Source organism: Microbacterium soli, from assembly GCF_039539005.1.
Taxonomy (GTDB): Bacteria; Actinomycetota; Actinomycetes; order Actinomycetales; family Microbacteriaceae; genus Microbacterium; species Microbacterium soli.
This window is the reverse complement of sequence record NZ_BAABCP010000001.1, coordinates 1,393,038-1,417,477: the sequence shown is the minus strand read 5'-3', so window position 1 is coordinate 1,417,477 and position 24,440 is coordinate 1,393,038. Positions and strand designations below refer to the sequence as shown.

25 protein-coding genes are annotated in these 24,440 nt (G+C 70.6%); 6 read left to right on the top strand and 19 right to left on the bottom strand.

The features are described from left to right. Positions 1-34: 34 nt before the first annotated feature. Both ABD770_RS06645 and ABD770_RS06640 read left to right on the top strand, forming a co-directional pair. Positions 35-1,390: an aldehyde dehydrogenase family protein gene (locus tag ABD770_RS06645; protein ID WP_344818737.1), complete on the top strand. Its 1,356-nt coding sequence runs from the start codon at positions 35-37 to the stop codon at positions 1,388-1,390. Between the two features lie 86 nt (positions 1,391-1,476). Further along, entirely contained in the window at positions 1,477-2,205 is a 729-nt protein-coding gene (locus ABD770_RS06640) for a FadR/GntR family transcriptional regulator (RefSeq protein ID WP_344818735.1), read from the top strand. Between the two features lie 261 nt (positions 2,206-2,466). Here ABD770_RS06640 and ABD770_RS06635 read toward each other — a convergent pair whose 3' ends face one another. Further along, positions 2,467-3,249, bottom strand: coding sequence for an aspartate dehydrogenase domain-containing protein (locus ABD770_RS06635; RefSeq protein WP_344818734.1), 783 nt, complete (start codon positions 3,247-3,249; stop codon positions 2,467-2,469). A gap of 51 nt (positions 3,250-3,300) precedes the next feature. Between ABD770_RS06635 and ABD770_RS06630 the strand changes: the two genes are divergently transcribed. After that, the gene (locus ABD770_RS06630; protein ID WP_344818733.1) at positions 3,301-4,368 is read left to right on the top strand and encodes a YeiH family protein; all 1,068 of its coding nucleotides are present in this window, start codon (positions 3,301-3,303) and stop codon (positions 4,366-4,368) included. A 60-nt stretch (positions 4,369-4,428) separates the two neighbouring features. Here the strand turns inward: ABD770_RS06630 and ABD770_RS06625 are convergent, their stop codons facing one another. The 5 genes from ABD770_RS06625 to ABD770_RS06605 form a co-directional block, all read right to left on the bottom strand. Continuing rightward, positions 4,429-5,013 (bottom strand): copper resistance CopC family protein, encoded by a 585-nt coding sequence (locus ABD770_RS06625; RefSeq protein ID WP_344818732.1) that lies wholly within the window; start codon positions 5,011-5,013, stop codon positions 4,429-4,431. Positions 5,014-5,114: 101 nt separating this feature from the next. After that, positions 5,115-5,711, bottom strand: a complete 597-nt coding sequence (locus ABD770_RS06620; protein WP_344818731.1) for a hypothetical protein — start codon at positions 5,709-5,711, stop codon at positions 5,115-5,117. Between the two features lie 26 nt (positions 5,712-5,737). Then, positions 5,738-6,634, bottom strand: a complete 897-nt coding sequence (locus ABD770_RS06615; protein ID WP_425562741.1) for an EamA family transporter — start codon at positions 6,632-6,634, stop codon at positions 5,738-5,740. Continuing rightward, positions 6,631-7,917: a serine hydrolase domain-containing protein gene (locus ABD770_RS06610; protein WP_344818730.1), complete on the bottom strand. Its 1,287-nt coding sequence runs from the start codon at positions 7,915-7,917 to the stop codon at positions 6,631-6,633. Before ABD770_RS06610 ends, ABD770_RS06615 begins: the two co-directional genes overlap by 4 nt. A gap of 80 nt (positions 7,918-7,997) precedes the next feature. Further along, positions 7,998-9,377: an ATP-dependent DNA helicase gene (locus ABD770_RS06605; RefSeq protein ID WP_425562740.1), complete on the bottom strand. Its 1,380-nt coding sequence runs from the start codon at positions 9,375-9,377 to the stop codon at positions 7,998-8,000. Between the two features lie 79 nt (positions 9,378-9,456). On the opposite strand from ABD770_RS06605, the gene ABD770_RS06600 reads away from it, so the two are divergent. After that, on the top strand, positions 9,457-10,524 hold the full coding sequence (locus ABD770_RS06600; protein ID WP_344818728.1) for a hypothetical protein: 1,068 nt from the start codon (positions 9,457-9,459) through the stop codon (positions 10,522-10,524). A gap of 14 nt (positions 10,525-10,538) precedes the next feature. Here ABD770_RS06600 and ABD770_RS06595 read toward each other — a convergent pair whose 3' ends face one another. The 8 genes from ABD770_RS06595 to ABD770_RS06560 form a co-directional block, all read right to left on the bottom strand. Then, complete coding sequence (locus tag ABD770_RS06595) at positions 10,539-12,545, bottom strand: bifunctional copper resistance protein CopD/cytochrome c oxidase assembly protein (RefSeq protein WP_344818727.1); 2,007 nt, start codon at positions 12,543-12,545, stop codon at positions 10,539-10,541. Between the two features lie 85 nt (positions 12,546-12,630). Continuing rightward, positions 12,631-12,918 (bottom strand): HU family DNA-binding protein, encoded by a 288-nt coding sequence (locus tag ABD770_RS06590; RefSeq protein WP_344818726.1) that lies wholly within the window; start codon positions 12,916-12,918, stop codon positions 12,631-12,633. Positions 12,919-13,199: 281 nt separating this feature from the next. Then, positions 13,200-13,505, bottom strand: coding sequence for a 30S ribosomal protein S14 (gene rpsN, locus ABD770_RS06585; protein ID WP_344818725.1), 306 nt, complete (start codon positions 13,503-13,505; stop codon positions 13,200-13,202). A gap of 3 nt (positions 13,506-13,508) precedes the next feature. After that, on the bottom strand, positions 13,509-13,679 hold the full coding sequence (gene rpmG / locus ABD770_RS06580) for a 50S ribosomal protein L33 (protein WP_344818724.1): 171 nt from the start codon (positions 13,677-13,679) through the stop codon (positions 13,509-13,511). Continuing rightward, positions 13,679-13,915 (bottom strand): 50S ribosomal protein L28, encoded by a 237-nt coding sequence (gene rpmB / locus ABD770_RS06575; RefSeq protein ID WP_344818723.1) that lies wholly within the window; start codon positions 13,913-13,915, stop codon positions 13,679-13,681. The genes rpmG and rpmB overlap by 1 nt, the downstream gene beginning before the upstream one ends. 157 nt (positions 13,916-14,072) lie before the next feature. After that, the gene (locus tag ABD770_RS06570; RefSeq protein WP_344818722.1) at positions 14,073-14,954 is read right to left on the bottom strand and encodes a carbohydrate ABC transporter permease; all 882 of its coding nucleotides are present in this window, start codon (positions 14,952-14,954) and stop codon (positions 14,073-14,075) included. Then, positions 14,951-15,913 carry a carbohydrate ABC transporter permease gene (locus ABD770_RS06565; protein ID WP_344818721.1) on the bottom strand — a complete coding sequence of 321 codons (963 nt, stop codon included), beginning with the start codon at positions 15,911-15,913 and terminating at the stop codon, positions 14,951-14,953. Before ABD770_RS06565 ends, ABD770_RS06570 begins: the two co-directional genes overlap by 4 nt. Further along, positions 15,910-17,172 carry an ABC transporter substrate-binding protein gene (locus ABD770_RS06560; protein ID WP_344818720.1) on the bottom strand — a complete coding sequence of 421 codons (1,263 nt, stop codon included), beginning with the start codon at positions 17,170-17,172 and terminating at the stop codon, positions 15,910-15,912. Before ABD770_RS06560 ends, ABD770_RS06565 begins: the two co-directional genes overlap by 4 nt. Before the next feature lie 186 nt (positions 17,173-17,358). Here ABD770_RS06560 and ABD770_RS06555 point away from each other — a divergent pair, with 186 nt between their 5' ends. Beyond that, positions 17,359-18,564: a Gfo/Idh/MocA family protein gene (locus ABD770_RS06555; RefSeq protein ID WP_344818719.1), complete on the top strand. Its 1,206-nt coding sequence runs from the start codon at positions 17,359-17,361 to the stop codon at positions 18,562-18,564. After that, complete coding sequence (locus ABD770_RS06550) at positions 18,557-19,561, top strand: LacI family DNA-binding transcriptional regulator (RefSeq protein ID WP_344818718.1); 1,005 nt, start codon at positions 18,557-18,559, stop codon at positions 19,559-19,561. Before ABD770_RS06555 ends, ABD770_RS06550 begins: the two co-directional genes overlap by 8 nt. A gap of 76 nt (positions 19,562-19,637) precedes the next feature. Here the strand turns inward: ABD770_RS06550 and ABD770_RS06545 are convergent, their stop codons facing one another. From ABD770_RS06545 to ABD770_RS06525, 5 genes are read right to left on the bottom strand one after another with little or no spacing between them, the layout of a single operon-like run. Further along, a complete protein-coding gene (locus ABD770_RS06545) occupies positions 19,638-20,324 on the bottom strand; it encodes a DNA-3-methyladenine glycosylase (protein ID WP_344818717.1) in 687 nt (228 codons plus the stop codon). A gap of 58 nt (positions 20,325-20,382) precedes the next feature. Further along, positions 20,383-22,095 carry a hypothetical protein gene (locus tag ABD770_RS06540; protein ID WP_344818716.1) on the bottom strand — a complete coding sequence of 571 codons (1,713 nt, stop codon included), beginning with the start codon at positions 22,093-22,095 and terminating at the stop codon, positions 20,383-20,385. Next, complete coding sequence (locus ABD770_RS06535) at positions 22,085-22,900, bottom strand: TIGR03943 family putative permease subunit (protein WP_344818715.1); 816 nt, start codon at positions 22,898-22,900, stop codon at positions 22,085-22,087. Before ABD770_RS06535 ends, ABD770_RS06540 begins: the two co-directional genes overlap by 11 nt. Continuing rightward, positions 22,893-23,930 (bottom strand): permease, encoded by a 1,038-nt coding sequence (locus ABD770_RS06530; protein ID WP_344818714.1) that lies wholly within the window; start codon positions 23,928-23,930, stop codon positions 22,893-22,895. Before ABD770_RS06530 ends, ABD770_RS06535 begins: the two co-directional genes overlap by 8 nt. A gap of 29 nt (positions 23,931-23,959) precedes the next feature. Next, positions 23,960-24,394 carry a Fur family transcriptional regulator gene (locus ABD770_RS06525; protein WP_344818713.1) on the bottom strand — a complete coding sequence of 145 codons (435 nt, stop codon included), beginning with the start codon at positions 24,392-24,394 and terminating at the stop codon, positions 23,960-23,962. Between the last annotated feature and the right edge of the window lie 46 nt (positions 24,395-24,440).

The following is a 24,440-nucleotide window of genomic DNA, read 5'->3' as shown; positions in this document are numbered from 1 at the left end:
GGGCACCAGCGGAGACGAACGCAAGGGAGCAGTCGTGAGCTATACGATCATCAACCCCGCCGATGAGACGGTCGTCGAGACGGTCGAGCATCTCGGACCCGAGCAGACGGATGCGGCGATCGCACGCGCTGTCACCGCGCAGCGGGCCTGGGCGCGCGTCTCACCGCAGGACCGCGCCCGACTCCTGCGCCGTTTCGCGGAAGCGGTCGATGCCGACATCGAGACCCTGGCGCGACTGGAGACGAAGAACTCGGGCCACCCCATCACCCAGTCGCGCGGCGAGGCTGCGCAAGTCCGCGATGTGCTCGAATACTACGCCGGATCGCCGGAGAGGCTCATCGGCCAGCAGATCCCCGTCACCGGCGGGGTGGACGTGACCTTCCACCAGCCCTACGGCGTGATCGGGGTCATCACACCGTGGAACTTCCCGATGACGATCGCCTCGTGGGGCTTCGCTCCTGCACTGGCCGCGGGCAACGCCGTCGTGCTCAAGCCGGCGGAGTGGACGCCCCTGACGAGCATCCGACTGCAGCGGCTCGCGCTCGATGCCGGACTGCCGGAGGGGCTCCTCCAGGTGCTGGTGGGACGCGGCTCGGTCGTCGGCGAGCGATTCGTGACGCACCCGGACGTCGGCAAGATCGTGTTCACTGGTTCCACCGAGGTCGGCAGGCGCATCATGGCCGGCGCCGCGGAGCAGGTCAAGCCGGTCACGCTGGAGCTGGGCGGCAAGTCCGCCAATATCGTCTTCGAGGACGCCGACATCGAGCGAGCGGCCGCCACCGCCCCGTACTCCGTGTTCGACAACGCGGGACAGGACTGCTGCGCCCGTAGCCGCCTGCTCGTGCAGCGCAGCGTCTACGAGCGCTTCATGGAGCACTTCGAGAAAGCCGTGGCGAGTGTGGTGGTCGGCGATCCGCTCGACGAGCGCACCGAGGTGGGCCCCTTGGTCACCCTCGCGCACCGCGACCGCGTCGCATCCTTCTTCGACGACAGCACCCCGGTGGCCTTCCGGGGGTCGCGCCCCGACGGCCCCGGGGCGTGGTTCGCCCCCACCGTGGTGACGCCGTCGCGCGAGGACCGGATCGCCACGGAGGAGATCTTCGGGCCCGTCGTCGCCGTGCTCCCCTTCGATGACGAGGCCGACGCGGTGCGACTGGCCAACGACTCGATATACGGTCTGAGCGGCTCGATCTGGACGGAGAACCTCGGCAGGGCGCTTCGCGTGGCTCAGGAAGTGCAGAGCGGCGCGCTGTCGGTGAACTCGCATTCCTCCGTACGCCACTCGACCCCGTTCGGCGGGTTCAAGCAGTCCGGTCTCGGACGAGAGCTCGGTCCGGACGCACCGCTGAATTTCACGGAGACGAAGAACGTCTTCATCTCGACAGAGTGAGCCGCGGCGTCGCCCGCCGTCCTCCGGCGGAGGCAGCGGGCTAAAGTCGTAATGATCGCCGGGAAATCGATGATGTGAAGGGGAAGATGGACGCGTCGGCAGCTGCGACCGCGTTCCTGCACCGCGGGAGGCGGCCGACCAACACGTACGAGGAGACGGTCGAGCGCCTGTTGCAGGCCATTCGTCTCGGCATCATCGCGCCCGCCGAGCGCCTCCCGAGCGAACGCGACCTCGCCGAACTGCTCAAGGTCGGTCGCAACACCGTCCGAGAGGCCCTGTCAACACTCGTCGAGCACGGCTACGTCGTGTCGAAGCGGGGGCGCTACGGCGGCACGTTCGTGGCGGATGCGCTGCCTGAACGCGACGTGGCGGTCGGCCGGCGACGCGAACTCGACGAGGAGGAGCTCGAGAACATCTCCGTGCTCCGCCGTGTCCTGGATGTGGGCGCGGCACGCGTCACCGCCGGGCGTGACCTCACCGCCGCCGAGCGCGCCACGCTGCAGGCGGTGCTCGACGAGTCGATGACGGCGAATGCGGCGGATTACCGCCGACTCGATTCGAAGCTGCACCTGACCATCGCCGAGCTGACCGGCTCATCCGACCTGGTCCGGCTGATGGCAGACCTGCGCACCCGGGTCAACCAGGCGCTGGGCGCCCTCCCGCTCCTGGCGCCGAACCTCACCAACTCCAACGACCAGCACTCTGCGATCGTGCACGCGATCCTGGCCGGCTACCCCGATGTCGCCGCGCAGGCCATGCTGGAACACGTGGAGGGGTCCGACGCCCTGCTGCGCGGCTTCCTCACCAGCGGTTGAGAGCACCCTCCACCGCGGCGCCTTGGGGTGCGGGGACCTCAGGCAGAAGAGCGATCCCCTGCCTGACACGCCCTCACCGGGCACGGCGAGGAGGTCGCCGCGTCCTCACCCTGATCGAGGGTCTCGTCGATGAAGTGCGCAGGCCGCACCGACGGCTCCCTCACATCGAGGCGAGGATCGCTGCCGACCTCGAGCATCTGAACGACGTCGTCCACATGCTCGTACGAGGGTTCGCCGGGCTCTGAGCCGGTGCACCCCCGTTCAGAGGAACGTCAGCCCACCGGCGTCCGGGAACCCGCGCAGCCGCGCCCAGTCGTCGAGAGCCCGCAGAGCGGCCCAGGCGACGACGGCGCTGGAGCGGGGCCGCTCGGAGGACGGCGCATTGGTGACGACCGCGCGCACCTCGCCCAGTGCACCCGCCGCGCGAACCTCGTGGCGAGTGCGCACCGCCCCGGGGTCGGCGACCACCCGGGCGGTCGCGATGTCCCAGGCGTCCGCGGCGAGCGCCAGCGCCGCCACGACGTTGGCGGATGCCGGGAAGCGCTGCGCCACGTCTCCGGCCGGCCCCTCCGCCAACACGATCTCCGTCTGGCCGGCGCGCAGCGCGGCCTGCAGGGAGTCGGCCATCCAGGGCTGGATCAGCGCGGCCGGCGACTTGCGGCTCTCCAGCGAGATCTCACTCAACGGGCCGGACGCACGCAGCGCGCGCACCTGATCCAGCCCGCCGATCGCGCCCGTGCAGGCGATGATCCGGCCGCGGCCCGGCATCCGTCGGCCGAGCGTCGTCCGCAGCTCCGCGTCCGCGAGCGCGCCGATCGACAGCAGGATGACGTCGATGCCGCGCTCCAGCAGCGCGGGCACGCGCTCGCGCACGGCCTGCTGTGTGGCCGCCTCGACGATCACGTCCACGGTCCCCGCGTCCGGCAGCTCGGCATCCCGCCCGAACGTGCCGACCACCCGATACGGCCGTGAGTCCTCCACAGCCCGACGGAGCGACCCGTTGATGTGCCCGCCGCCGAGAAAACCGACCCGCAGATCCGTCATGCTCCGACCCTATCCGCCGGCGTCCGCGCCGAGACGTGACAGGCTTGACCCGTGCAGCTCTCCCCCACCCGGACCCTCCCCTCCCGACTCCTCGTGCGAGGCGCCGACGTGCTCCCCGGCGTGCTGGTCACCGCCGCGATCGCCGTGGTGTCCACCGGCATCGGCGCGCTCGTGCCCGTGCTCGGCTCCGCCGTGCCGGCGATCGTCCTCGGCGTGTTGCTGTCGGTCATCCGTCCGCGGGTGATGGCCCGGCACGACCGAGCGGATGCCCGCATCCAGCCCGGCATCGCCTACTCGGGCAAGTTCCTGCTGCAACTGGCGGTCGTGCTGCTGGGCGTGCAGCTGTCGGTCGGATCGATCGCGCAGGTCGGCCTCGACTCGCTGCCCATCATGCTCACCACCCTCGCCGTATGCCTGCTGGGAGCGTGGGCGCTGGGCCGGATGCTGCGCACCGAGCGCCGGCTGACCACGCTCATCGGCGTGGGAACGGGCATCTGCGGCGCCTCGGCGATCGCCGCCGTCGCCCCCGTGATCGGCGCGGCCAGTGCGGAGATCGCCTACGCCGTCTCGACGATCTTCCTGTTCAACATCCTCGCCGTCGTCGTCTTCCCCCTCATCGGACACGCCCTGAGCCTGGACCCGCACACCTTCGGCCTGTTCGCCGGCACCGCCGTCAACGACACCAGCTCGGTGGTCGCGGCGGCGAGCGTGTTCAGCACCGCCGCCCTCGGCTACGCCGTGGTCGTCAAACTCGTGCGCACCCTCATGATCATCCCGATCAGCGTCGGCCTGTCGGTCATGGAGGCGCACCGCAGCACGGACGGGCGGAGGCTCACCGGACGGCGCGTCGCGAAGCTCGTGCCCTGGTTCCTCGTCGGGTTCGTGATCGTCGCGCTGATCAACTCCACGGGCATCATCCCGGATGCCCCGCGCGCCGTGCTCGTGCAGGCCAGCGTGTTCCTGATCACCATGGCCCTGGCGGGCATCGGCCTGTCCACCGACATCCCCGCCCTGCGGCGCGCCGGTTGGCGCCCGCTGGCCCTCGGCGGGATGCTGTGGGTGCTGGTCACCGTGACCGCACTGGGGACGATCGCGGTCACGGCCGCGCTGCGGGGCTGACACGCCCGCCGCCACCCCCCGATCCGGCTCGGCGGGGCGCTCCCCGCCGAGCCGGCGCTGTCACTTCCGGCGGCGTCGGGCGACGATGACGATGATGACCACCACGGCGACGACCAGCACCGCGGCCGGGATGAGCCCCATCACCCAGGGGCGGGAATCGGACTGCTCGGGGGCCGTCGTGGCCTCCGGCGCGGTGGTGGCCTCCGGGGAGGCGGGCGCCGTCGTCTCGGCGGGCGCCGTGGCCTGCTCGTCAGGAGTGTCCGACTCGGCGATCGAGAACGAATAATCGCCCGAGGTCGGGTGGCCGTCGCTGGAGACCACCTTCCAGGTGACCTGGTAGGTGCCGCCCGGCATGCCCGGCTCCAGCGGCACGGTGACCGTGTCGGCGGCGACCACGGGGTCGCCCGCCACCCAGTCGGTGCCGGAGTCGTCGACGACGGTCATGGCGGTGCCGCTGTTGTCCTCGAGAGCCAGCAGATCGTTCGAGAACGTCAGCTGGATCTGCTCGGGCGCGACGGTCAGCTGCTCGTCGGCGGCGGGCGTGCTGGAGACCAGCTCGTCGTGCGCGGCGGCGGGCGCGGCGACGGCGAGCGCGGCGGCGACGGCCACAGCGGCCCCCGCCAGGACGGTACGGATACGGAACATGGAAAACCTCTCTTCGGATGCCGCGGTGCGGCGTCTGCATCTGTGGGCGGCGGGTGCGACGCGCAACCGCCGTGACGCGCAGCGGGAACGCTGCGTGAAGATCAGATGAGACGCGGCGGCGGGCCCCGACGATGGATCGCGGCCTGCACGGGTGCACGGCGCACGGGGGCGGCGACGACGGCCCACCGCTGCGATGGGCGGTCGTCCGAGGACACGCCGACACCGACCGGCACGGCCCGCCTGATCCAGGCCGCGAGCACGGCTGCCACCCGCAGCAGCACTGCCAGCAGGGTCTCGCCCCGATGCAGCACGGCGATCGTCAGCACGGCGGCGACGCCGTGCGCGACCCACATGCCCGCGTCGACGGGGACGAGGGCCTGATCGCCCGTGAAGACCAGCGAGGACGGCGACCCGTGCACGTGCGGCGCGAGGAGACCGGTCGGCGTGACGCTGCCCAGCACGAACAGCGCATGGAACAGCAGCTGCGAGGCCGCCACGGACAGGCTCAGCCGCAGCAGCGACAGCCGGCGTCCCGCCAGGAGCGTGCACACCACGACGGACGGCAGCCACGGCACGAGGATGCCGAGGATGCCCGGCATCCCGCCTCCCACCCACATGTGCGACGCCAGTGCGAGGAAGGTCGCGATCGTCGCACCGACGAATCCGCGCAGAATCGGGATCCGACGGGAGGGGCGCACCCGTCCATCATCTCACGTGACGCCGCTCACAGCAGGACCTCCGCCGCGGTCCTGCGCCGGCCCGCCCACACCGCGCCGGCGCTCGCGACGATGACGAGGGCGATGCCGGTGAGCTCCAGCGGTGTCAGGCGCTGACCCAGCAGCACGAACCCCGCGAGGGTCGCCGTCGCCGGCCCGAGGCTCATGAGGACGCCGAACACCGCCGGCGTCAGCCGGCGCAGCGCCATCAGCTCCAGTGCGTACGGGATGGTCGAGCTCAGCACGGCCACCGCCGCGCCCAGACCGACCAGGTCGATCCGCAGCAGGGCGGCCCCGGCATCCGGGATCCCGAACGGCAGTGACAGCAGCGCGCCGATCGCCATCGCCAGGGCCAGGCCGTCGAGTCGCGCGAACGCGCGCCCGACCCGCGCGGATGCGAGGATGTACCCCGCCCAACTGGCCGCGGCGCCCAGAGCGAACAGCACGCCGGGGACGGTGAGGCGATCCCAGCCGCCACCGCCCAGCGTGCCCACGCCGACGGCCGCCAGACCCGCCCACAGCCATGCCGAGCGCGTGCCCGCCGTGACCACCGACAGCGTGAGCGGTCCGAGCACCTCGATCGTGACGGTCACCCCCAGCGGCAGCTCGGACAGCGCCAGGTAGAACATCCCGTTCATGAGGGCGAGCACACCGCCGAACATCGTCGCCGCGCGCCAGGCCCCGGCGGAGTGACCGCGCAACCGCGGCCGCGCGATCAGCAACAGGATGAGCGCGGAGAACACCAGCCTCAGCATGACCATGCCCAGCGGCCCCACCTGCGGGAACAGCATCACCGCCAGCGATGCGCCGACCTCCTGGCAGACCAGTCCCGCCGCGACGAGGATGACGGCGGAGGAGCGCCCGGAGCGCGCGCCGTCGGCGCTCGCTGCCGAGAGCGGGTTCACTCCTCGGCCGGAGCGTGGCAGATCGCGCCGTCGGCGATGGCCTGCGCGTACTGCTCGGAGGTGAAGGGCAGGCCGAACTCGGGCGCCGTCTCCCCCTCCGCGGCGGGAGCCTTGGAGGCGATGGCCGCGAGCTCCCAGGCCAGATACGCCGCCGGGTTCGCCCCGGAGGTGGAGTTGTTCAGCGTCACCGCGACGGTGAACCCGGTCGCGGGGTCGGAGTAGGCGGCGGTCGCATAGCCGGGCACCCAGCCGTGCTGCCCGATCATCGATCCCACCAGGTACGCCCCACCGGTGGCCTGGTACCAGGCCGGCGCCTTCTCCGACGACGGCAGCGGGGCTCCGTAGCGGGCCGGCTGCGCGTTCTCGGCGCGCAGCACCTGCCGTGCCTCGGCCTGCACGTAGCGCCCGAGATCGGAGATGGTGGAGACCACACCTGAGTCGGTGAACCCGATGCTCGAGGAGCTCTTGGTGATGTCGATCGGCGCCGCGCAGTCGTAACCGCCCTCCACGGCCGGCAGATAGGCGCCCTTCAGCGCGGGTGCAGGCGCAGGGTCCGCCCCGGCCGCATCGGGCAGGGAGGTGGCGGTCAGCTGAAGGGGTTCCACCACGTACTGGTCGATGAGCTCCGAGGCGCTCTTGCCGGCGATGCGCTCCAGGGCGAGACCCAGCATGAGGTACCCGGCATCCGAATCGCGGTACGCCGTGTGCGCGGGGCCGCGCTGAGCGCCCAGCCCGAAGCTGGCCAGCTGCAGCGGCGCCCACTCCCGGTCGGGGGTGTTCAGCCAGTACATCTTCGCAGATGACTCCGACGAGCCGACACCGCTCGTGCCGTTGCACAGGTCGAGCAGGGTGATGTCGCTGAGATCAGCCACGCCGGAGACGTACTTCGGCACGGGGGCGTCGAGTTCAACCCTGCCCTCGTCTGCCATGCCGTACAGCACGTCGCACGTCATCATCCGCGTGACGTCGGCGACGCGGAAGGACATGTCGGTGCTGACCTCGGTCGTGTCGTCCGCCGCCTGCGTGCCCAGTCCCGTCACCCAGCGGCCGCTCCACGGCACCCACACGCCCACGATCGCACCGGAGGAGCCCGTGGCGACCATGGCCTGCTCGACGGCGGCCTGCAGCTGGGCGGTCATCTCGTCGGGCAGGTTCGCGTCGACCTGCTTCGGGGGCGTGTAGGTGAAGTCCGGTCCGGATGCCGTGCATCCGGTCAGTGCCAGGGCGAGCGCGACCGCGCCGACGACGGCGGCGCGCAGACGGCGCGGCGAACGAAGATGCATGAATCGACTCTCCCGGGAAACGGATGCTCCGAGTCTAGAAGACGGATGCTGAGAGCGCGCCCGCCGGCATCCGCCGCCGTTCAGCCCTCGACCCTCGCCGCCTGCCTGGCCTCCCACGCCTCGCGCATGAACCGGCGCACGTCCTCGTCGACGCGGATGTCGCGGGGCCGCAGCGGCCTGGTCAGGTACAGCCCGTCCAGGGATGTCAGCCGGGACAGCGCCACATACGTCTGACCGGGGGCGAACGCGCCCGATCCCAGATCGATGATCGCCTGGTCGTAGGTCTTGCCCTGCGACTTGTGGATGGTCACCGCCCACGCCAGCCGGAGCGGGAACTGCGTGAACTCGGCGACCACCTCACGGGAGAGCGTCTTGGTGCCCGGGTTGTACGCGTAGCGGAAACGCTCCCAGACCGCCGGCTCCACGTCGAACTCCTCGCCGTCGACCTCCACCCGCACGGTCCCGCCGAGGATGCGGGTGACGGTGCCGATCGAGCCGTTCACCCACCGCGGCGGTTCGCCGGGCACGGCCACGTCGTTGCGCAGGAACATCACCTGCGCGCCGACCTTGAGCCTCAGCTCGGCATCGGCGGGGTAGTTCGCCTCGCCGCGGCCGAAGTCGCCGTTGACCTCCGCGCGCGCGATCTGCTCGCGGCCGGGCAGCGCCGCGAGATGCCGGCTGTTGATGGTGTTGACGATGTCGTTGCGGGTGGCGAGCGTGATGATGGGCACCTCGCCCGGCTCGGCCTGCGGCGGGGTGCGCGCGCCGCGTTCGTTGAGGACGTCGGCGATGTCCTTCGTGACGCGTCCGTACCGCACGGCGTTCAGCATCGATTTGAAGCCGTCGTCGGACTGCCGGTGGATGTGCGTCAGCTCGTGCACGTGCAGCTTCGCGCCGTGCTCGCCGACATCGAGCATCCCGTCGCCGTCGGCGGCCCTGCCGCCCGTCCAGACCTTGGCGTCGAAGAACCAGAACGAACGGTAGTGGTCCTGGATGTAGCGCAGCTCGTCACCGCGAGGCGGCACCGGCGCCAGCTGGTACGGGTCGCCGAACATGACCACCTGCACGCCGCCGAACGGTATGCCGCGCTTGCCCCGAGCCTGCCGCAGCGAGCGGTCGATGGCGTCCATGAGGTCGGCGTTGACCATCGAGATCTCGTCGATCACGAGGGTCTGGATGGCGTTGAGGATGCGGCGGGTGGCATCCGACTGCTCGATCTCGGTCTCCGCGATCAGCCCGATCGGCAGTCGGAACAGCGAGTGGATGGTCTGGCCCTCGACGTTCAGCGCCGCCACGCCGGTGGGCGCGCAGATGGCGATCTGCTTCTCGGTGTTCCAGGCGAAGTGCTGCAGCAGGGTCGATTTGCCGGTGCCGGCGCGCCCGGTGATGAACACGTGCTGATCGGTGTCCTCGATGAGGCGGAACAGCGCCTGCTGTTCATCGGAGAGAGTCACGGACACGCACCCCATGTTAAGCGTCGGCGGCCGACCGCGCCGGTCGCACGGCTCCGTCCCAGCCCGTTTCCCTAGACTTGAGCGCATGATGCAGGGGCGGAGGGTGTCACGAGCACGATCGACCCTCCGCGCCGATCTCACCGTGCTCGCGCTCGTCGGCGCGCTGCTGCTGGCCGCGCTCGGCGCCGGCGGAATCTCGCTGTACCAGCAGGTGTACAGCCCGTCCGCTTTCGTGGGACGCTACCTCGATCTTCTCGCCGCCGGTCGCGCCGCCGACGCGCTGCGGGTACCGGGCGTCTCCGTCGACCTGGCCTCGCATTCCGGTGTCGGCCTCGACTCGACCGCCTCGGAGGCGCTGCTGCGCACGAGCGCTCTCGCGCCGCTCACCGACTACGAGGTCACTTCCGAGGAGCATGAGGAGGGGGCCTACCGGGTGCGCGCCGTATACCGGGCCGGCGGGGTGTCCGGCGCATCGACCTTCGAGATCGTGCAGGACGGCTGGATCGGCGTCGTCCCCAACTGGCGGTTCGCCCGCAGCCCCCTCGCCGAGATCCTGCTCACCGTCCGCGGCGCGGACGCCTTCGCCGTCAACGGGTTCGATCTGGAGCGCGGTCAGGTGTCGGAGAAGGGCGCGGAGGCCGATCCGCTGGCCCCGCTGCACATGCTGGTGTTCACCCCCGGCGCGTACTCGGTGACCGTCGACACGGCCGTCGCCGCCACCCCGGGGGTGCGGGTGCTGGCCGACACGCCCCTGGGGCGCACGCCCGTGGACGTGCAGGCGATGCCGACGGAGAAGTTCACCGAACTCGTGCAGCAGAAGGTGGAGGAGTTCCTGACGGCCTGCGCGACGCAGGAGGTGCTGCTGCCGACCGCCTGCCCGTTCGGCCTCGAGGTGTCCAACCGGCTCGGAGACGGAACCGCGCCGAAGTGGTCGATCATCCGCCAGCCGGTCGTCACGATCGAGCCCGACGGCGCGGGCTGGTGGATCCCCCCGACCGACGCCCTGGCGCACATCGACGTGACGATCAAGTCGGTGTTCGACGGCTCCGAGCGCGAGGTCTCCGAGGACGTCCCCTTCCAGGTCGACGGCACGATCGGCATCCTCCCCGACGGGACCGCGTCGATCCGGGTGGGCTCCCCTGCCGGCGGCTGAACGACGGGATGCCGTCAGCGGGTCTCCCGCTCCGCGATCAGGCGATCCTGCTCGGCGAGCTTCGCGAGTCTCGCGTTGTACTCCTCGAGCTCCAGATCGCCGGTGCGGTCGGCGTGCCGGTCGCTGCGGCGCTGCAGCCGCTCATCAGACCGGGACCACTGGATCCCGAGCGTGATCGCGAGGATGAGCGTGGGGATCTCGCCGACCGACCAGGCGATCCCGCCGCCGATGTACTGGTCCTCCATGGGGGTCGGCCCCCAGGTGCGCCCCATGGACCCGAACCACTCGGCGACCATCAGGCCCTCCTGCATCATGATGGCCATCCCGAAGAAGGAGTGCGCGGCCATCACGGCGATGAGGGTGATCATCCGGCCCGCATACGGCATCCGGTACGGCAGGGGATCGATCCCGACCAGCGTCATCACCAACAGGTACCCCGACAGCAGGAAGTGGATGATCATCCACTCGTGGCCGAGGTGGTCGTACATCGCCCACCGCACGAGGTCGGTGAAGTAGAAGGCCCACAGCGAGACGACGAAGATGGCCGCGGCCACCACCGGATTCGTGATGATGCGGGAGAACGGGGAGTGCACCGCCCACAGGATCCACTCCCGCCCGCCGCGCGTGCCGTCGTCGCGCTTGTGGATGGCGCGCAGCGCCAGAGTGACCGGTGCGCCGCTGACCAGCAGCAGCGGGATGGCCATGCTCAGCGCCATATGCCCGGCCATGTGCACGCTGAACAGATAGTCCTGGTACTCGTTGAGCGGGCCGCAGGTGACCCACAGCAGCAGTAGCAGGCCCGCCATCCAGAAGATCGTGCGGTGCAGTGGCCACGCGTCGCCGCGGCGGTGCAGACGGAGCACGGCGGCCGCGTACAGGAACACGCCGAAGCCGACCGCGATGGCCCACAGGATGTCGATGTCGTAGGAGGTGAACCAGCGGTCCAGCGTCAGCTCGGGCGGCAACGGCGACCGGGTCAGCCGCTGCGCGGCCGTCGGGTCCACCGGCGGCTGCTCCCCCAGCGGCGGGGGTGTGCGCGCCAGGGCCGCTGCCGCGCCGGAGGCGAGGCCCATGAGGGCGAGCTCGCCGAGGATCAGCGTCCAGAACGAGCTCCTCTCCCGCTCGCCGGACAGCTTCGGGATGAGGCGGCGCCGATACCAGGCGCCGAACACGCCGAGCCCCACCAGTGCCGCGGCCTTGCCGAGGATGATCAGTCCGTACGGTGCGAGCAGCTCGCCCCAGTCCCCGAGCGCGACGACGGTGCGCGCGATGCCGGAGACGCCGACGACGACGAAGGCGGCCAGCGCGAGCGACGAGTACCGACCGACCAGCACGGGCATGTCGAGCCGCTCGCCCCCCGGCCTCGCGCTCCTGCGGGTGGATGCGCGCAGCACCACCAGCAGCATGATGCCGCCCACCCAGACCGCGGCGCCGACCGTGTGCAGCAGGATCGAGTTGACCGCGACGTTGTGCCCGGCGACGTCGCCGGAGTGCCCCTGGGTCGCCAGCGGCAGGAAGGCGGCGGCCGCGAGGCCGGTCGTGATGAGCGTGCCCGTCCAGCTGCGCCACCCGAACGCCAGCAGGGTGATGACCGCGCCCATGAGCACCGTGATCAGCCAGGCCTGACCGAGAGGGAGAGTCAGCAGGAACGTGGCCAGTTGCTCGCCGAAGGTCCGGTCGACGGAGAGCCTGGGGTTGAAGGCCGCCAGCAGGGTCATTCCCGCCGCCGTCGCCGATGCCAGGGTGAACACCGCCGCGCCCGCGGATGCCGTGTCCAGGGCGAGGTCGAAGTGACGTGTGCCGCTGCGCAGGCCGAACAGCGCGAGCACGAGGGAGCCGAGCATGGCCGCCGACGCGAGGTTGGCGATCATCTTGACGGCCGGCAGCCCCCACATCACGATGGGGCCCGGGTCGAGCAGCTTGGGGGGCACGGCACCGCCGCCGACGACGAGGGCCGCGATGAGCCCCGACGTCGCGCCGGCGAGGAGGACCACCAGGCCGGCGAGACGGTACGATTTCACCCCTCCAGCCTACGGCCGGCCGGCTGTGCGCGCCCCGCCCGCACGCAGAAGGCCGCCCCGAAGGGGCGGCCTTCCTGGCGCGGTCTTACTTGACGGCGGCCTTCAGCTTGGAGCCGGCGGTCACCTTGACGCGCTTGCCCGCCGGGATCTTGATCTCGGCACCGGTCTGCGGGTTGCGGCCGGTGCGGGCGGCCGTGGCGACCTGCTCGAAGGCGATCCAGCCCGGAATCGAGACCTTGCTGCCCTTGGCGACAGCGTCGGAGACGGTGCCGAACAGCGAGTCCAGGACGCGCGAAACGGTGGCCTGGCTCTCGCCGGTGGCGGAAGCGATGCTCGCGACGAGCTCGGTCTTGGTGATGGACTTGTCAGCCATGTCATCCTCCAGCGACGACGTCCGTCGCATCGTGTTGAGTGCGGAGTTCCCCCCGTCGGTCGAACGACCGCCTCGAATGTACCAACCACAACCGAGGATTCCGCGTCATTTCGCGGGTTTCGGCATGTTTTTCCCGTGATTTCGTTCACTCGAGCCCCACCAGCAACAACCGCGCGAACGGCCGCCGATCAGCACGGGGCGGCGCTGTGCACCGCGGGTGGATGAGGAAGGGGCGAGGATCCGAAGATCCTCGCCCCTTCACATGCAGATGAAGCGGATGCTCACCAGCTCGACTTGGTGATGCCGGGCAGTTCGCCGCGGTGCGCCATGTCGCGGAAGCGGACGCGGGAGATGCCGAACTTCGACAGGACGCCGCGGGGGCGGCCGTCGATGGCGTCCCGCGAGCGCACGCGCACGGGCGACGCGTTGCGCGGGAGCTTCTGCAGGCCGACGCGGGCGGCTTCGCGGGCCTCGTCGGTGGCGTTCGGGTCGATCAGGGTCTTCTTCAGCTCGGCACGGCGCTCCGCGTAGCGGGCGACGATGACCTTGCGCTGCTCGTTCTTGGCGATCTTGCTCTTCTTGGCCATGTCTCAGCGCTCCTCTCGGAATTCGACGTGCTTGCGGACCACCGGGTCGTACTTCTTCAGCACGAGGCGGTCGGGGGTGTTGCGGCGGTTCTTCCTGGTCACGTAGGTGTAACCGGTGCCGGCCGTCGAGCGCAGCTTGATGATCGGACGGACGTCCTGAGCCTTCTTCGCCATCAGAGCTTCACGCCCTTCGCCTGCAGGTCAGCGACGACGCGCTCGATGCCGCGGGCGTCGATCACCTTGATGCCCTTGGCGGACACGTTGAGGGTGACCTTGCGGCCCAGCGACGGGACGAAATAGGTCTTCTTCTGCACGTTCGGGTCGAAGCGGCGCTTCGTCCGACGGTGCGAGTGCGAGATGTTGTGACCGAAGCCGGGAACGGCGCCGGTCACCTGGCACACTGCGGCCATGGTGACTCCTTCTCTACCGTGAGACCGGACGGCCCCACCCAAGATCCCTTGTCTGCATCCCTCCCTCGGACACGGCTCTGCGACCGGGAAGGAGGTGGGGGACGCGAACTGCGCACAGGAGCGTGCACAGACAAAGAGTCAGTCTAGCACGGACGACTCACTTCTCAGATCCCGCCACCATCCCCTTGATGAAGTACTTCTGCAGCACGAGGTAGACGATCAGCACCGGCAGGGCCGACAGCAGGGCGGCCGCGGCCGCCGCGCCCACGTCGCTGGAGGTCGTGGAGAAGAACGTCGCCGTCGCGGGGGCGATCGTGCGCATCTCCGGGCTGCGCATGAGGTAGACGCTCAGCGCGTAGTCGTTCCACACGTTGACGCTCGTCAGGATCACGACCGTCGCGGTGACGGGCTTGAGCATCGGCACGACGACGCGGAACAGCACCTGCACGGCCCCGGCGCCGTCGACGGAGGCGGCCTCCTCGATGGAGATCGGCAGGCCGCGCATGAACGCGGTGTACAGGAAGATGGCCAGCGGCAGCTGCGTGGCGGTCATCACGAGGATCGTGCCCCCGTAGGTGTTGATGGCGTGCCAGCTGCTCATCATCGAGTACAGCGGGACGAGGATCGACAGCGGCGGGATCATGATGAGGCCGATCACGCCCGCCAGCACGAGCCGGTTCGTCACGGTGGCGCGCCGCGCCAGCGGGTAGGCGGCGAGCGCCCCCAGCACGCATACCAGCACGGTGGCGCCGACGGTGACGATCGCACTGTTGCCGATCGCACGCAGGATGCCGCCCTGCAGGATCGCGGTCGCGAAGTTCTGCCAGTGGATGCCGTCCGACGGCGGCAGCCACTGCGACGACAGGTCGCTGCGCCGCTTCATCGCGGAGGTGACCGTGACGTAGAACGGCAGCAGCTGCAGCAGCACGGCCAGCAGCACCCCCGCGCCGATGCCGAGCCGCGCCGGCCACGGCGACGTGGGGACCGCCCGCCTCGCGCTGGGCGGTGCGACGACGGATGCCGGGGACGCGCCGCTCACAGCTCCTCCAGCCTTCTCCGGTTCAGGGCGGTGTTCAGCACGAGCGTGAACACCGCGATGATGAGGAACAGCACGACCCCCATCGCGGACGCGTAGCCGGCGCGCTGACTGCCGAAGTACATCTTCGCGATGAGCGTCGACACGGAGTGGGTGGAGTAGCCCGGCCCGCCGGCGGTGAGCACCTGGATGATGTCGAACAGTTTCATGCCGCCGATGAGGTTGAGCACGACGCTCGTCGCGAAGGCGGGCTGCAGCATCGGCATCGTGATGCTGCGGAACGTGCGCACGGCATTGGCCCCGTCGAGCCTGGCCGCCTCGTAGTACATCGTGGGGATGGATTGGAGCCCCGCCAGGTAGATCACCATCGAGATCCCGACGAACTGCAGCGAGTTGACGATGACGATCAGCACGATCGCCGTGCCGGAATCGCTGAACCAGGCGGTGCGCTCCCCGCCGAGCGCGATGACGAGGTCGTTGAGGCCTCCGCCGTTGTAGGAGAGGAACAGGTAGTACATGGTGCCCATCACCACGGGCGAGACGAGGACGGGCAGGTAGATGATCGCGCGCGCGATCCCGCGGCCCCGCACGTGACCGTCCAGCGCCAGGGCCAGGGACAGCCCGATCACCTGCTGCAGCAGCGTCGAGCCCACCCCGTACAGGAACGTGTTGCCCAGCGCGGTGCGGAAGTTCGGGTCGTCGAACAGCCGCAGGTAGTTCTCCGCGCCGACGAAGGATCGGCCGGGTGAGAAGCCGTCCCAGTCCGTCAGCGACAGCAGCACCCCGTTCAGCAGCGGCCACAGCATGAAGACGCCGAGCACGGCCAGCGCGGGCAGGTATAGCAGGTCGAGCCGTCGACCGGCGAAGCGCGGGGTCGCGCGCCCCCGATTCGCCGCGGGGGACCGGTGCGCGTCGCCCCGCGTCCGTCCCGGATCCCGCACCGCCCGCGCAGCGGTCGTCATCGCAGCGAGTCGTAGCTCGACTTCATCTGCGCCACCGCATCCGCCGGGGTCATCTGACCTGTGATGACGCCGTCGGTCGTGGTGACCATGGTGTCCCAGATGCCACCGGGCAGGTACACGCGGTCGAAGTACGGCTTGAGCGGCAGCGTGGCGGGCGCGACGAACTGATCGTAGCTGGCGGTCAGCACGCCGAGGTCGCTGGTCGCGTTCGTCAGCCCGGGGATGCCGCCGATCGATCCGGCCAGCTGGGACAGGTTGTCGGGCTCGGCGAGCCAGGCCAGGTAGTCCAGCGCCTGCTCCTTGTCGGGGGAGGTCTTGGAGACGCCGTAGGCCCGGCCCTCGCCGCCGACGAGGAAGGGCTCCCCGTTCTCGGACGGGATGGGCATGTAGCCGAGGTCGGCGTCCGGGTTGAACCCGAGGGCGGTGGCGACGAGGTAGTTCTGCACGAAGACGAACGCCGTCGTCCCCTCGGCGAGCGAGCGTCCGATGTCATCGGTCGTGGCGGAGGAGTAGTCCGGGTTGAACCAGCCGGCCTTCTGCCAGGTGGCGATGTGGTCGAGGATGCGGGTGTAGCCGCTCTCGTCGAAGGTGCCGTCCTGGAACCCCTTCAACTCCGCCTCGCTGAAGTCGCCGGAGCCGATGAAGTCGGTGATGTTCCCGGCGAACCAGCTGTCCTTGCCGGATGAGGAGACCGGTGTGATCCCGGCATCCTTCAGCGTCTTCAACGCCGTCTCGAAGGAGGTCCAGTCGGTGAGCGAGGTCGGGTCGATCCCGGCGTCCTCGAGCACCGTGCGGTTGTAGACGATGCCGGCAACGTCGGTGTCGATGGGCAGCGCGAAGAACTGTCCGTCGGCGTTCTCCATCGCCGGGGCCAGCGCCTCGTTGAAGTCCTTGGCCCACGGCTGGTCGTTCAGCGGCTCGAGGAACTGGCTGTAGCGCAGCAGCGACCAGCCGTGCGTGGCCCAGATGTCGGGGATGTCGTTGGAGGACAGCCGCACCTTGATGTCGTCCTCATAGGTGTCGGTCGAGGGCACCAGCTCGATCTTCACGCCCGGGTTGTCCGCCTCGTACGCGTCGGTGATCTTCTCGAGGACCTTCAGCGAGGGGTCGGTGGCGCCGAAGTTGGTCTGCATCTCGATCTCGACATCGCCGCCGTCGCCGCCTCCGGATTCACCGGAGCATCCGGTCAGGGCGATCCCGGTCGCCGCGACGACCACGATCGCCACCAGGGAGCGCTTCGAAGCCGTGAATGTCGTCATGTCTGAACCTCACTGTCCGCGATACCTGTCTCGACGGCGGAACGCTGGTGCGCATCCGTCTGTTCGTGATACGTTACCCGCGTAGATCGCTGGGGTACAGGGGGTCCCGGAAACGTTCTGAGGGGCACGGTTCCGGGGCTCCCGACCATGTTGACACCCGTAGACTCACGATGGAAGACTCGGCGCATGGCGTTCTCTCTGGGGATCGTCGGTGCGGGCCAGTTCGCCGGCCAGTTCGCGACGCTGTTCCACCACCATCCCGGTGTGTCCGCGGTTCATGTGACAGACGTGATCCGCTCCCGCGCCGACGATCTCGCGCGCAGCATGGGGCTGGCGGGGGTCAGCGACTCGTTCGACGCCATGCTCGCATCGCCGGAGATCGACGCCGTCGCGATCTTCACCCAGCGCTGGACGCACGGGCCGCTGGTCGTGCAGGCACTGCGTGCGGGCAAGCACGTCTACTCGGCCGTGCCGATGGCGATCACCGTCGACGAGATCGCGGCGATCATCGAGGCCGTGCGCGAGACGGGGCTCACCTACATGATGGGCGAGACGAGCTACTACAACCCGGCGACGGTGTACGCCAGGCGCCGGCTCGCCGAGGGTGCCTTCGGACGGCTGTTCTACGGCGAGGGCGACTACGTCCACGACATGGACCTGGGCTTCTACGAGGCGTACCGGTACTCGGGCGGGGCGGAGTGGAAGCGCACCGCCAGCTACCCTCCGCTGCTGTATCCCACGCACTCCATCGGCGGGGTGCTGGGCGCGTGGCCGACCCATGCGACGGCGGTCTCGGCGATCGGTGTGGTCGACCAGCGCGGCGACGGCGTGTTCGACCGCGCCGTCAGCCAGTTCGACAACGACTTCTCCAACGCGACCGCACTGTTCGAGCTGGCGGCGGGCGGCGCCATGCGCATCAACGAATTCCGTCGCGTCGGCTATCCGTCGCATCTGCGCGAGTCCCGGTTCCGCTGGTTCGGCACCGAGGGGTCGTTCGAACAGCTGGCGCGCACGACCGTGTGGCAGGACAGGGAGGGGGTGGAGGACATCTCCCACCTCATCGACACGCACGCCTCCGTGCCGTACGACGACCCGTCCCTCGCCCAGGTGGCTCCCGCGCTCCGCGACGCGTTCGTGTCCGGGTACGCGCGGATCCACGAGGACGAGCGCGCCCGCATCCCCGACGAGCTTCGCCCCCTGCACAACGGACACGAGGGCAGCCATCACTTCCTCGTGGACGACTTCGTGCGCGCCGTGAACGGCCGGACGCTCCCGCCCGTGAACGCCTGGCAGGCGGCCCGGTTCACCCTTCCCGGCGTGATCGCCCACGAGTCGGCCCGCCGGGGCGGTGAGCGTCTCATGGTGCCGGACATGGGTGACCCGGTTGGCTGATCGGCGCACCCGACCGGTGACCCGCGCGGACGTGGCCCGCTACGCGGGGGTGAGCACCGCCGTCGTCAGCTACGTGCTCAACGGCGGCCCGAAGAACGTCGCCCCGCTGACCCGGGAGCGGGTGCTGGATGCCGTGCGCGTGCTGGGCTACCGGCCCAACGCCGCCGCCCGCGCGCTGTCGATGGGATCGGCCGACATGTTCGGCCTGCTCGTGCACGACAACCGCAGCCCGTTCTTCGCAGAGCTGTGCCATGCACTGGATCAGGCGACCGCGGATGCCGGCCGCTCCCTGCTGATCGTGAACTCCGACCGCACGCAGGTGCCCACCGCGGACCAGATCCGCGACCTCGCCTCCCGCCAGATCGCGGGGCTCATCATCGCCGACGTGCTCACCTCCGGCGAGCAGTCGGTGGTCCACTCGCTGGGCATCCCCGCCGTCGTGATGGGCCAGTTCGGCGAGACCGACGACCTGCACAGCGTGGGCGTGGACTTCGCCCGGGGCGCCCGGGAGGCGTGCGAGCACCTGATCGGCCACGGCTACCGCGACATCGCGTTCGCCGGCAGCGCCGCCCGCTACGACGAGCGCGAACGGGGGTGGCGCGAAGCGCTCTCCGCCGCACGGCTTCCGCTCGGTCCGCTCCTGCACACGCCCTTCGGGTATCAGGGCGGCTACGACGCGGCCGTCGAGCTCATGCGCCTGCCCTCCCTGCCCCGCGCGGTCCTCGCGGCCTCCGATCAGATCGGCATCGGCATGCTGGCCGCGTTCGGCGAGCGCGGAGTGCGTGTGCCGGACGACATCGCCGTCGTCTCCTTCGACGGCACGATCGCCGCCGACTTCGTGTGGCCGAGACTGACCACGGCGGTCCAGCCGCTGGAGCAGATGGCGGAGGTCGCCGTGCAGTTGCTGACGGATCCCACCGCGTCACGCCACCATCGCGCACTGTTCACGCACTTGCGCGTCCGCGAGTCCTGCGGGTGCGCCGCGCAGCACGGCTGAACCGTTCCCGGGACCCGCAACGGCGAGTTCCGCGGGGAGGCGCAACGGCGAGTTCCGCGGGGAGGCGCGCCGCCCGTCAGCCGGCGTCGAGCGCGGCGGCGGCCTCGGCCGCACCGCGTCCCCACCGGAACGGGGAGACCGTCGCCTCACCCGTGATCCAGAACCGCCACGGGAACGCCATCGTCCCGGCTGTGCCGGCGATGCCCACGCGCGGGCCTACGGACACCTCCGCGACCGGCTCGTCCAGCAGGACCCGTGCGACGGCGCCGTTCATCTCCGCGCCGGAGACGATGTCGATGCCGTCGTGCAGCGCATGCCGCAGACCGACCGCCTGGGCGAGACGCCCCGGTCCACGGGCCAGGTCGCGACGCGCGGTGCGGCTGAGGGGCGTCGGCACCCGGCGGCGCTCCGCCGCGGCCTCCTCGCCGGCGACCACCTCGCCGGCGCGCAGCAGCACACCGCCCGCCTCCCCCTCGGGCCCGCAGACGACGTTGATGCAGGAGTGGATGCCGTGACTGAGGTACACGTACAGGTGACCGGGTTCCCCCCACATGGTGGCGTTGCGCGCCGTGTAGCCCATCCGCGCATGCGAGCCGGGGTCGGGGACGGGCCCGGTGCCCTTGCCGTGGTACGCCTCGACCTCGGTGATCCGCAGCCGCGTCTCCACCCCGTCGACGACGGTCACCAGCTGCGCGCCCAGCAGGCGCGGGGCGACGTCCAGCGGCAGTCCCATCAGGTCCGTGCGATCAGCGGTGCGCGTCATCTCTCCTCCTCGAGTCCCGGGTTCCCCCGCCTGCCCACGGGCGGGACCGCGACGATGGTCACGGCAGCGGCGCCTGCCCGCACCAGGAGATGTCGAAGCCGCTCAGGGTGGGCAGCTTCTCCGTTCCGCCCAGGTCGATGAGCTGGGTGTGCAGGGTCGTCGGCAGCGGCAGCAGCAGGTCGTCGTACGCGTTGGTGGGCAGGTCCGGGGCGATCACGACGGCCGCGTACTGGCCGCTGGGCGACGCGCAGGTCTGCGGGATGGCATCCGTTCCGCTCACCTCGCTGATGACGCGGGCGGAGCCGTCGTCGTCAACCCGCACGACGGCCTGGCCCGTGGGCATGCCGGACTCGTCGCGCTGCACGATGTGCCGCAGCGTCCCGCCGGGGAAGGGGACGATGGCATCGGCGTCGCCGTAGTCGGGGTCGGATGCCGGCAGCGGCGTCTCGCGGCCGCCCGTGAGATCGAGCTGCACGATGCTGCCGTCGGTGCGCTCGATGATGGCGGTGTAGGTGCCGCGCGTGATGCCGAGGATGCCGGCGGCCACGCCCATCGACTTCACGCCGGTGTCCGCAGAGGCGTCCTCCACGCCGAGCGCCCCATCGAAGTCGATGAACAGCAGCGAGGAGGAGTCCGGCACGAACTGCCACTCCGCCATGCTGGCGTCCGACCCCTCGACCTGCACGATGCGCGGCTCTTCCGCGCCGTTCAGCGGCTGGGTGACCAGCACGCTGGCGCGCCCCGAGGTCTCGGTGAGGTCGCGGTCAGAGTAACTGTAGCCGACGAGTCCGCCGCGGTCGGAGACCTGCACGGAGGAGACGTAGCCCTCGCCGGGGAGGGTCAGCTCGCGCTGGTCCGAGCCGTCGCGGTTCATCACCACGAGCCGGGATCCGTCGTCCTCCTGGACGGTGACGACGATCAGCCGCGAGGTGGCGCGGTAGTCGTCGATGCGCGGATGCCGGAACACGGGCGTGGCCCGTTCGCCGCTGAGGTCGGCGAGGAAGATCGTGTCGTCCTCGTCTCCGGGGGCGCGCTGCAGCAGGAGGATGCTCGACGCCGGCGTGGTGAACGAGGTCTCCAGATCGGATGCCGGACCGCCGCCGGCCGCCGACACGTCGCTGACGGTGACGCGGTAGGTCGTCGAGTCGTGCAGCGGGACGGTGAAGCGGATGCCGATGCTGCGTCCGGCCGTGTCGACGGTGAAGGGCACGGCGGGTTCGACGGTGACCCGCTCGGGGTCGACGTCGTCCAGCCGCTGGGTGGTGGTGAGGATGAGCCTGCTGCCGGAGGTCTCGATGGCCTGTGCGGCGTCGACCTGCGTGTCGCTGATGCGCGGCCCCTGCGTGAGGCTGACGGCGCCCAGCACGCCCACGACGAGGGCGAGCGCGCCCAGCACCGACGTCATCGTGACGGCGAAGCGACGACCGCCGCGCCGGTCTCGGTGCGGCGACGCCGGATCCCGCTGCGATGCGGGGGACGGCGATGCGGAGGGCGTCGCCGCGTGCGGATGCGATCGTCCCGCCGAGGCGGGTCCGATGTGTGCGTCCGACTCGGGGACCGGCACCGAGAGGCCGACGGAGATGGGGGTCGTGGGTGCGGGGACGGCGGGAACCTCCGGCGCCTGCTGCCCGGCATCCGCCGTCTCGGACTCGGGAGTCGACGGCCCGGCTTCCGCCGCCTGCGCCGCCTCGCGGGCTGCCTGTGCGGCGCGCTGCGCGCGCAACTCCGCACGGGTGCGCGGGGCGCCGACATCCGATCCGTCAGTACTCATACGGATCCTTCGGCTCGCTGATCCGGCGCACCGAGTCCGGGTCGATGCGCAGCGTGCCGTCGGCGTCGGCGCGAACGGTGCCGGACACCTCGATCCACTGACCGGTGGCGTACTTCTCGGTGACCCCGCCCAGCGGCACGGTCGCGGGCTGCGCGTCGATCACGCAGTGCGTGATGGTCATGCGGGTCAGTCCGATGCCATCGCCGTCCCCCGGCGTGACGAAGCCGGTCAGCGAGACCGAGGCGCCGTCGTAGTCCTCCGGGCGCGTGGCCGTGGCGAACGCGCTCGCCCAGTCCCCCACCCCGAACGTCGTGGTGTCGGCGATGCCCAGCGTCACGTCGTCGGCACCGGCGAACAGCACGGGCGTCTCCCCCGCCCTCGACACGGCCAGCTCCGCGGAGAGGGATGCCGGCGGCAGAACGAGGGCGGCCAGCACCACCGCGGAGGCGAGGACGCCACCGGTCACGACACCGGTGGTCTGCAGTGCCCGGCGACGCAGGGCCGACGCGGATGCACCGGTCGCGGCGTGCGTGTGATCGTGGTCGCCCTCGGCGCCGGGCGGCAGGACGAAGGACCAGACGGCGGCTGCGAGCGTCGCGGCGGCCGCCGCACAGGCGAACCAGACCGTACCGGGGCTGATGTACAGCGTGAGGCGCCCGGTCGCACCGAGTTCCAGGGTCACCACGGCCACCACGGTCGCGAGTCCCAGTCCCAGCCACCGCGAGCTCAGGGCGTGCAGCAGGCTCTGCCCGGTGGGCATGTGCGACGTGCCGGCGGGGGTGTCCGCGGCATGCTGATCAGCCAAAGACGTTCACCCCGATCCCGATGGCGCAGGCGCCGAGCACGACGACCCCCACCAGCCCCGCCAGCACCCGTGCCGTGAAGGTGGTGCGCAGCAGGGCGAGCATCTTCACGTCCACGAGCGGTCCCACCAGCAGGAACGCGATGACGGCGCCCGCCGAGAACGTGGAGGCGAACGACAGCGCGAAGAACGCGTCCACGTTCGAGCAGATCGCGACGGTCATGGCCAGCGCCACCATCGCGAGGATCGACAGCACCGGGTTCGACCCGACCGCCAGCAGCACGCCCCGCGGGACGAGCACCTGCACGGCCCCGGCCAGTGCCGAGCCGATCACGAGGGCGGGCATCACCGCTCGCAGCTCGACGAGCAGCTGCACGAGGCTGCGGCGCATGGGGGTTCCGGGCTCGTGGACCACCTGCTCGCAGGTCTCCACGAAGCGGTCCGTCAGCAGCGCCTGCGGGTCGGGATGCCTGCTGTAGATCCAGCCGATGAGGTTCGCGATGAGGTATCCGCCCACGAGTCGCGCGACGAGGATGCCCCCGTCCCATCCGAACGCCGCGTGGGTGGTGAGGATGACGATGGGGTTGACGATGGGCGCGGCGATGAGGAACGTCAGCGCCTCCGCGGGCGCGAGGCCCCGCATCATCAGCCCTCGGGCGAAGGGCACGTTGCCGCACTCGCAGACCGGGATGACCATGCCCAGCAGCGAGAGCACCGCCCTTCGCACCCAGGCGGTCGCGGGCAGCCAGCGCTGCACGGCATCCGCCGGCAGCCACACCTCCACGACGATCGAGAGCACCACGCCGACCATCACCCACGGCAACGCCTCGATGAGCACGCTCATCGTGAGGGTCAGTCCGTCCTGCGCACGGGCGGGCAGCGGGTCCCCGAACAGCGTCGGCACGAAGACGTCCACGAGCACGAGCACGGCCAGCACGACGACGCCGATGATCACCGCGCGTCCGGTGGGCACGCGGCGCGGCGGATGCCTGTGCACGTGCGCCGCGGTGCCGGATGCTCTGCGTGAAGACACCGGCTCCGGCATCCGCGGCGGGGCTGACGTCACTCGTCCGCTCCCGCTCGCTCGGCGTCCACGTCCTCCTGGTCGCGGCGCCGCGCACAGTCCGCGCACAGCCCGAAGATGTCGACGACGTGCTCGGGGTCGCGGAAGCCGTTCTGCGCGGCGACGCGCTGCGCCCACTGCTCGACGTCCTTGGCCTCGATCTCCACGGCCCGCCCGCAGGAGCGGCAGATCAGGTGGTGATGATGGCCCTGCGTGCGGCAGGCGCGGTAGAGCGCCTCGCCCTCGGGACTCTGCAGCGAGTCGGCTTCTCCGGTGGCGGCCAGCCCCGCCAGCGCCCGGTACACGGTGGCCAGGCCGATGCCGGTGTTGGCCTGGCGCAGGTCGGCGTGCAGGGTCTGCGCGCTCACGAAGCCCTCGGCATCGGCGAGTGCGTCGCGCACGCGCTCCCGCTGCCAGGTGTTCCGCTGAGCCATGCTCCGAGTCTAGGCCGGGCGGCTGGGAGTCCGGCCCGGGACGGCG

Excerpts from the sequence above, each read along its gene's own strand:
- ABD770_RS06640 (WP_344818735.1), top strand. The coding sequence starts at position 1,477 with ATGGACGCGTCGGCAGCTGCGACCGCGTTCCTGCACCGCGGGAGGCGG.
- ABD770_RS06635 (WP_344818734.1), bottom strand. The coding sequence starts at position 3,249 with ATGACGGATCTGCGGGTCGGTTTTCTCGGCGGCGGGCACATCAACGGG.
- ABD770_RS06625 (WP_344818732.1), bottom strand. The coding sequence starts at position 5,013 with ATGTTCCGTATCCGTACCGTCCTGGCGGGGGCCGCTGTGGCCGTCGCC.
- ABD770_RS06610 (WP_344818730.1), bottom strand. The coding sequence starts at position 7,917 with ATGCATCTTCGTTCGCCGCGCCGTCTGCGCGCCGCCGTCGTCGGCGCG.
- ABD770_RS06600 (WP_344818728.1), top strand. The coding sequence starts at position 9,457 with ATGATGCAGGGGCGGAGGGTGTCACGAGCACGATCGACCCTCCGCGCC.
- ABD770_RS06590 (WP_344818726.1), bottom strand. The coding sequence starts at position 12,918 with ATGGCTGACAAGTCCATCACCAAGACCGAGCTCGTCGCGAGCATCGCT.
- rpsN (WP_344818725.1), bottom strand. The coding sequence starts at position 13,505 with ATGGCCAAGAAGAGCAAGATCGCCAAGAACGAGCAGCGCAAGGTCATC.
- rpmG (WP_344818724.1), bottom strand. The coding sequence starts at position 13,679 with ATGGCGAAGAAGGCTCAGGACGTCCGTCCGATCATCAAGCTGCGCTCG.
- rpmB (WP_344818723.1), bottom strand. The coding sequence starts at position 13,915 with ATGGCCGCAGTGTGCCAGGTGACCGGCGCCGTTCCCGGCTTCGGTCAC.
- ABD770_RS06565 (WP_344818721.1), bottom strand. The coding sequence starts at position 15,913 with ATGACGACCGCTGCGCGGGCGGTGCGGGATCCGGGACGGACGCGGGGC.
- ABD770_RS06560 (WP_344818720.1), bottom strand. The coding sequence starts at position 17,172 with ATGACGACATTCACGGCTTCGAAGCGCTCCCTGGTGGCGATCGTGGTC.
- ABD770_RS06555 (WP_344818719.1), top strand. The coding sequence starts at position 17,359 with ATGGCGTTCTCTCTGGGGATCGTCGGTGCGGGCCAGTTCGCCGGCCAG.
- ABD770_RS06545 (WP_344818717.1), bottom strand. The coding sequence starts at position 20,324 with ATGACGCGCACCGCTGATCGCACGGACCTGATGGGACTGCCGCTGGAC.
- ABD770_RS06540 (WP_344818716.1), bottom strand. The coding sequence starts at position 22,095 with ATGAGTACTGACGGATCGGATGTCGGCGCCCCGCGCACCCGTGCGGAG.
- ABD770_RS06525 (WP_344818713.1), bottom strand. The coding sequence starts at position 24,394 with ATGGCTCAGCGGAACACCTGGCAGCGGGAGCGCGTGCGCGACGCACTC.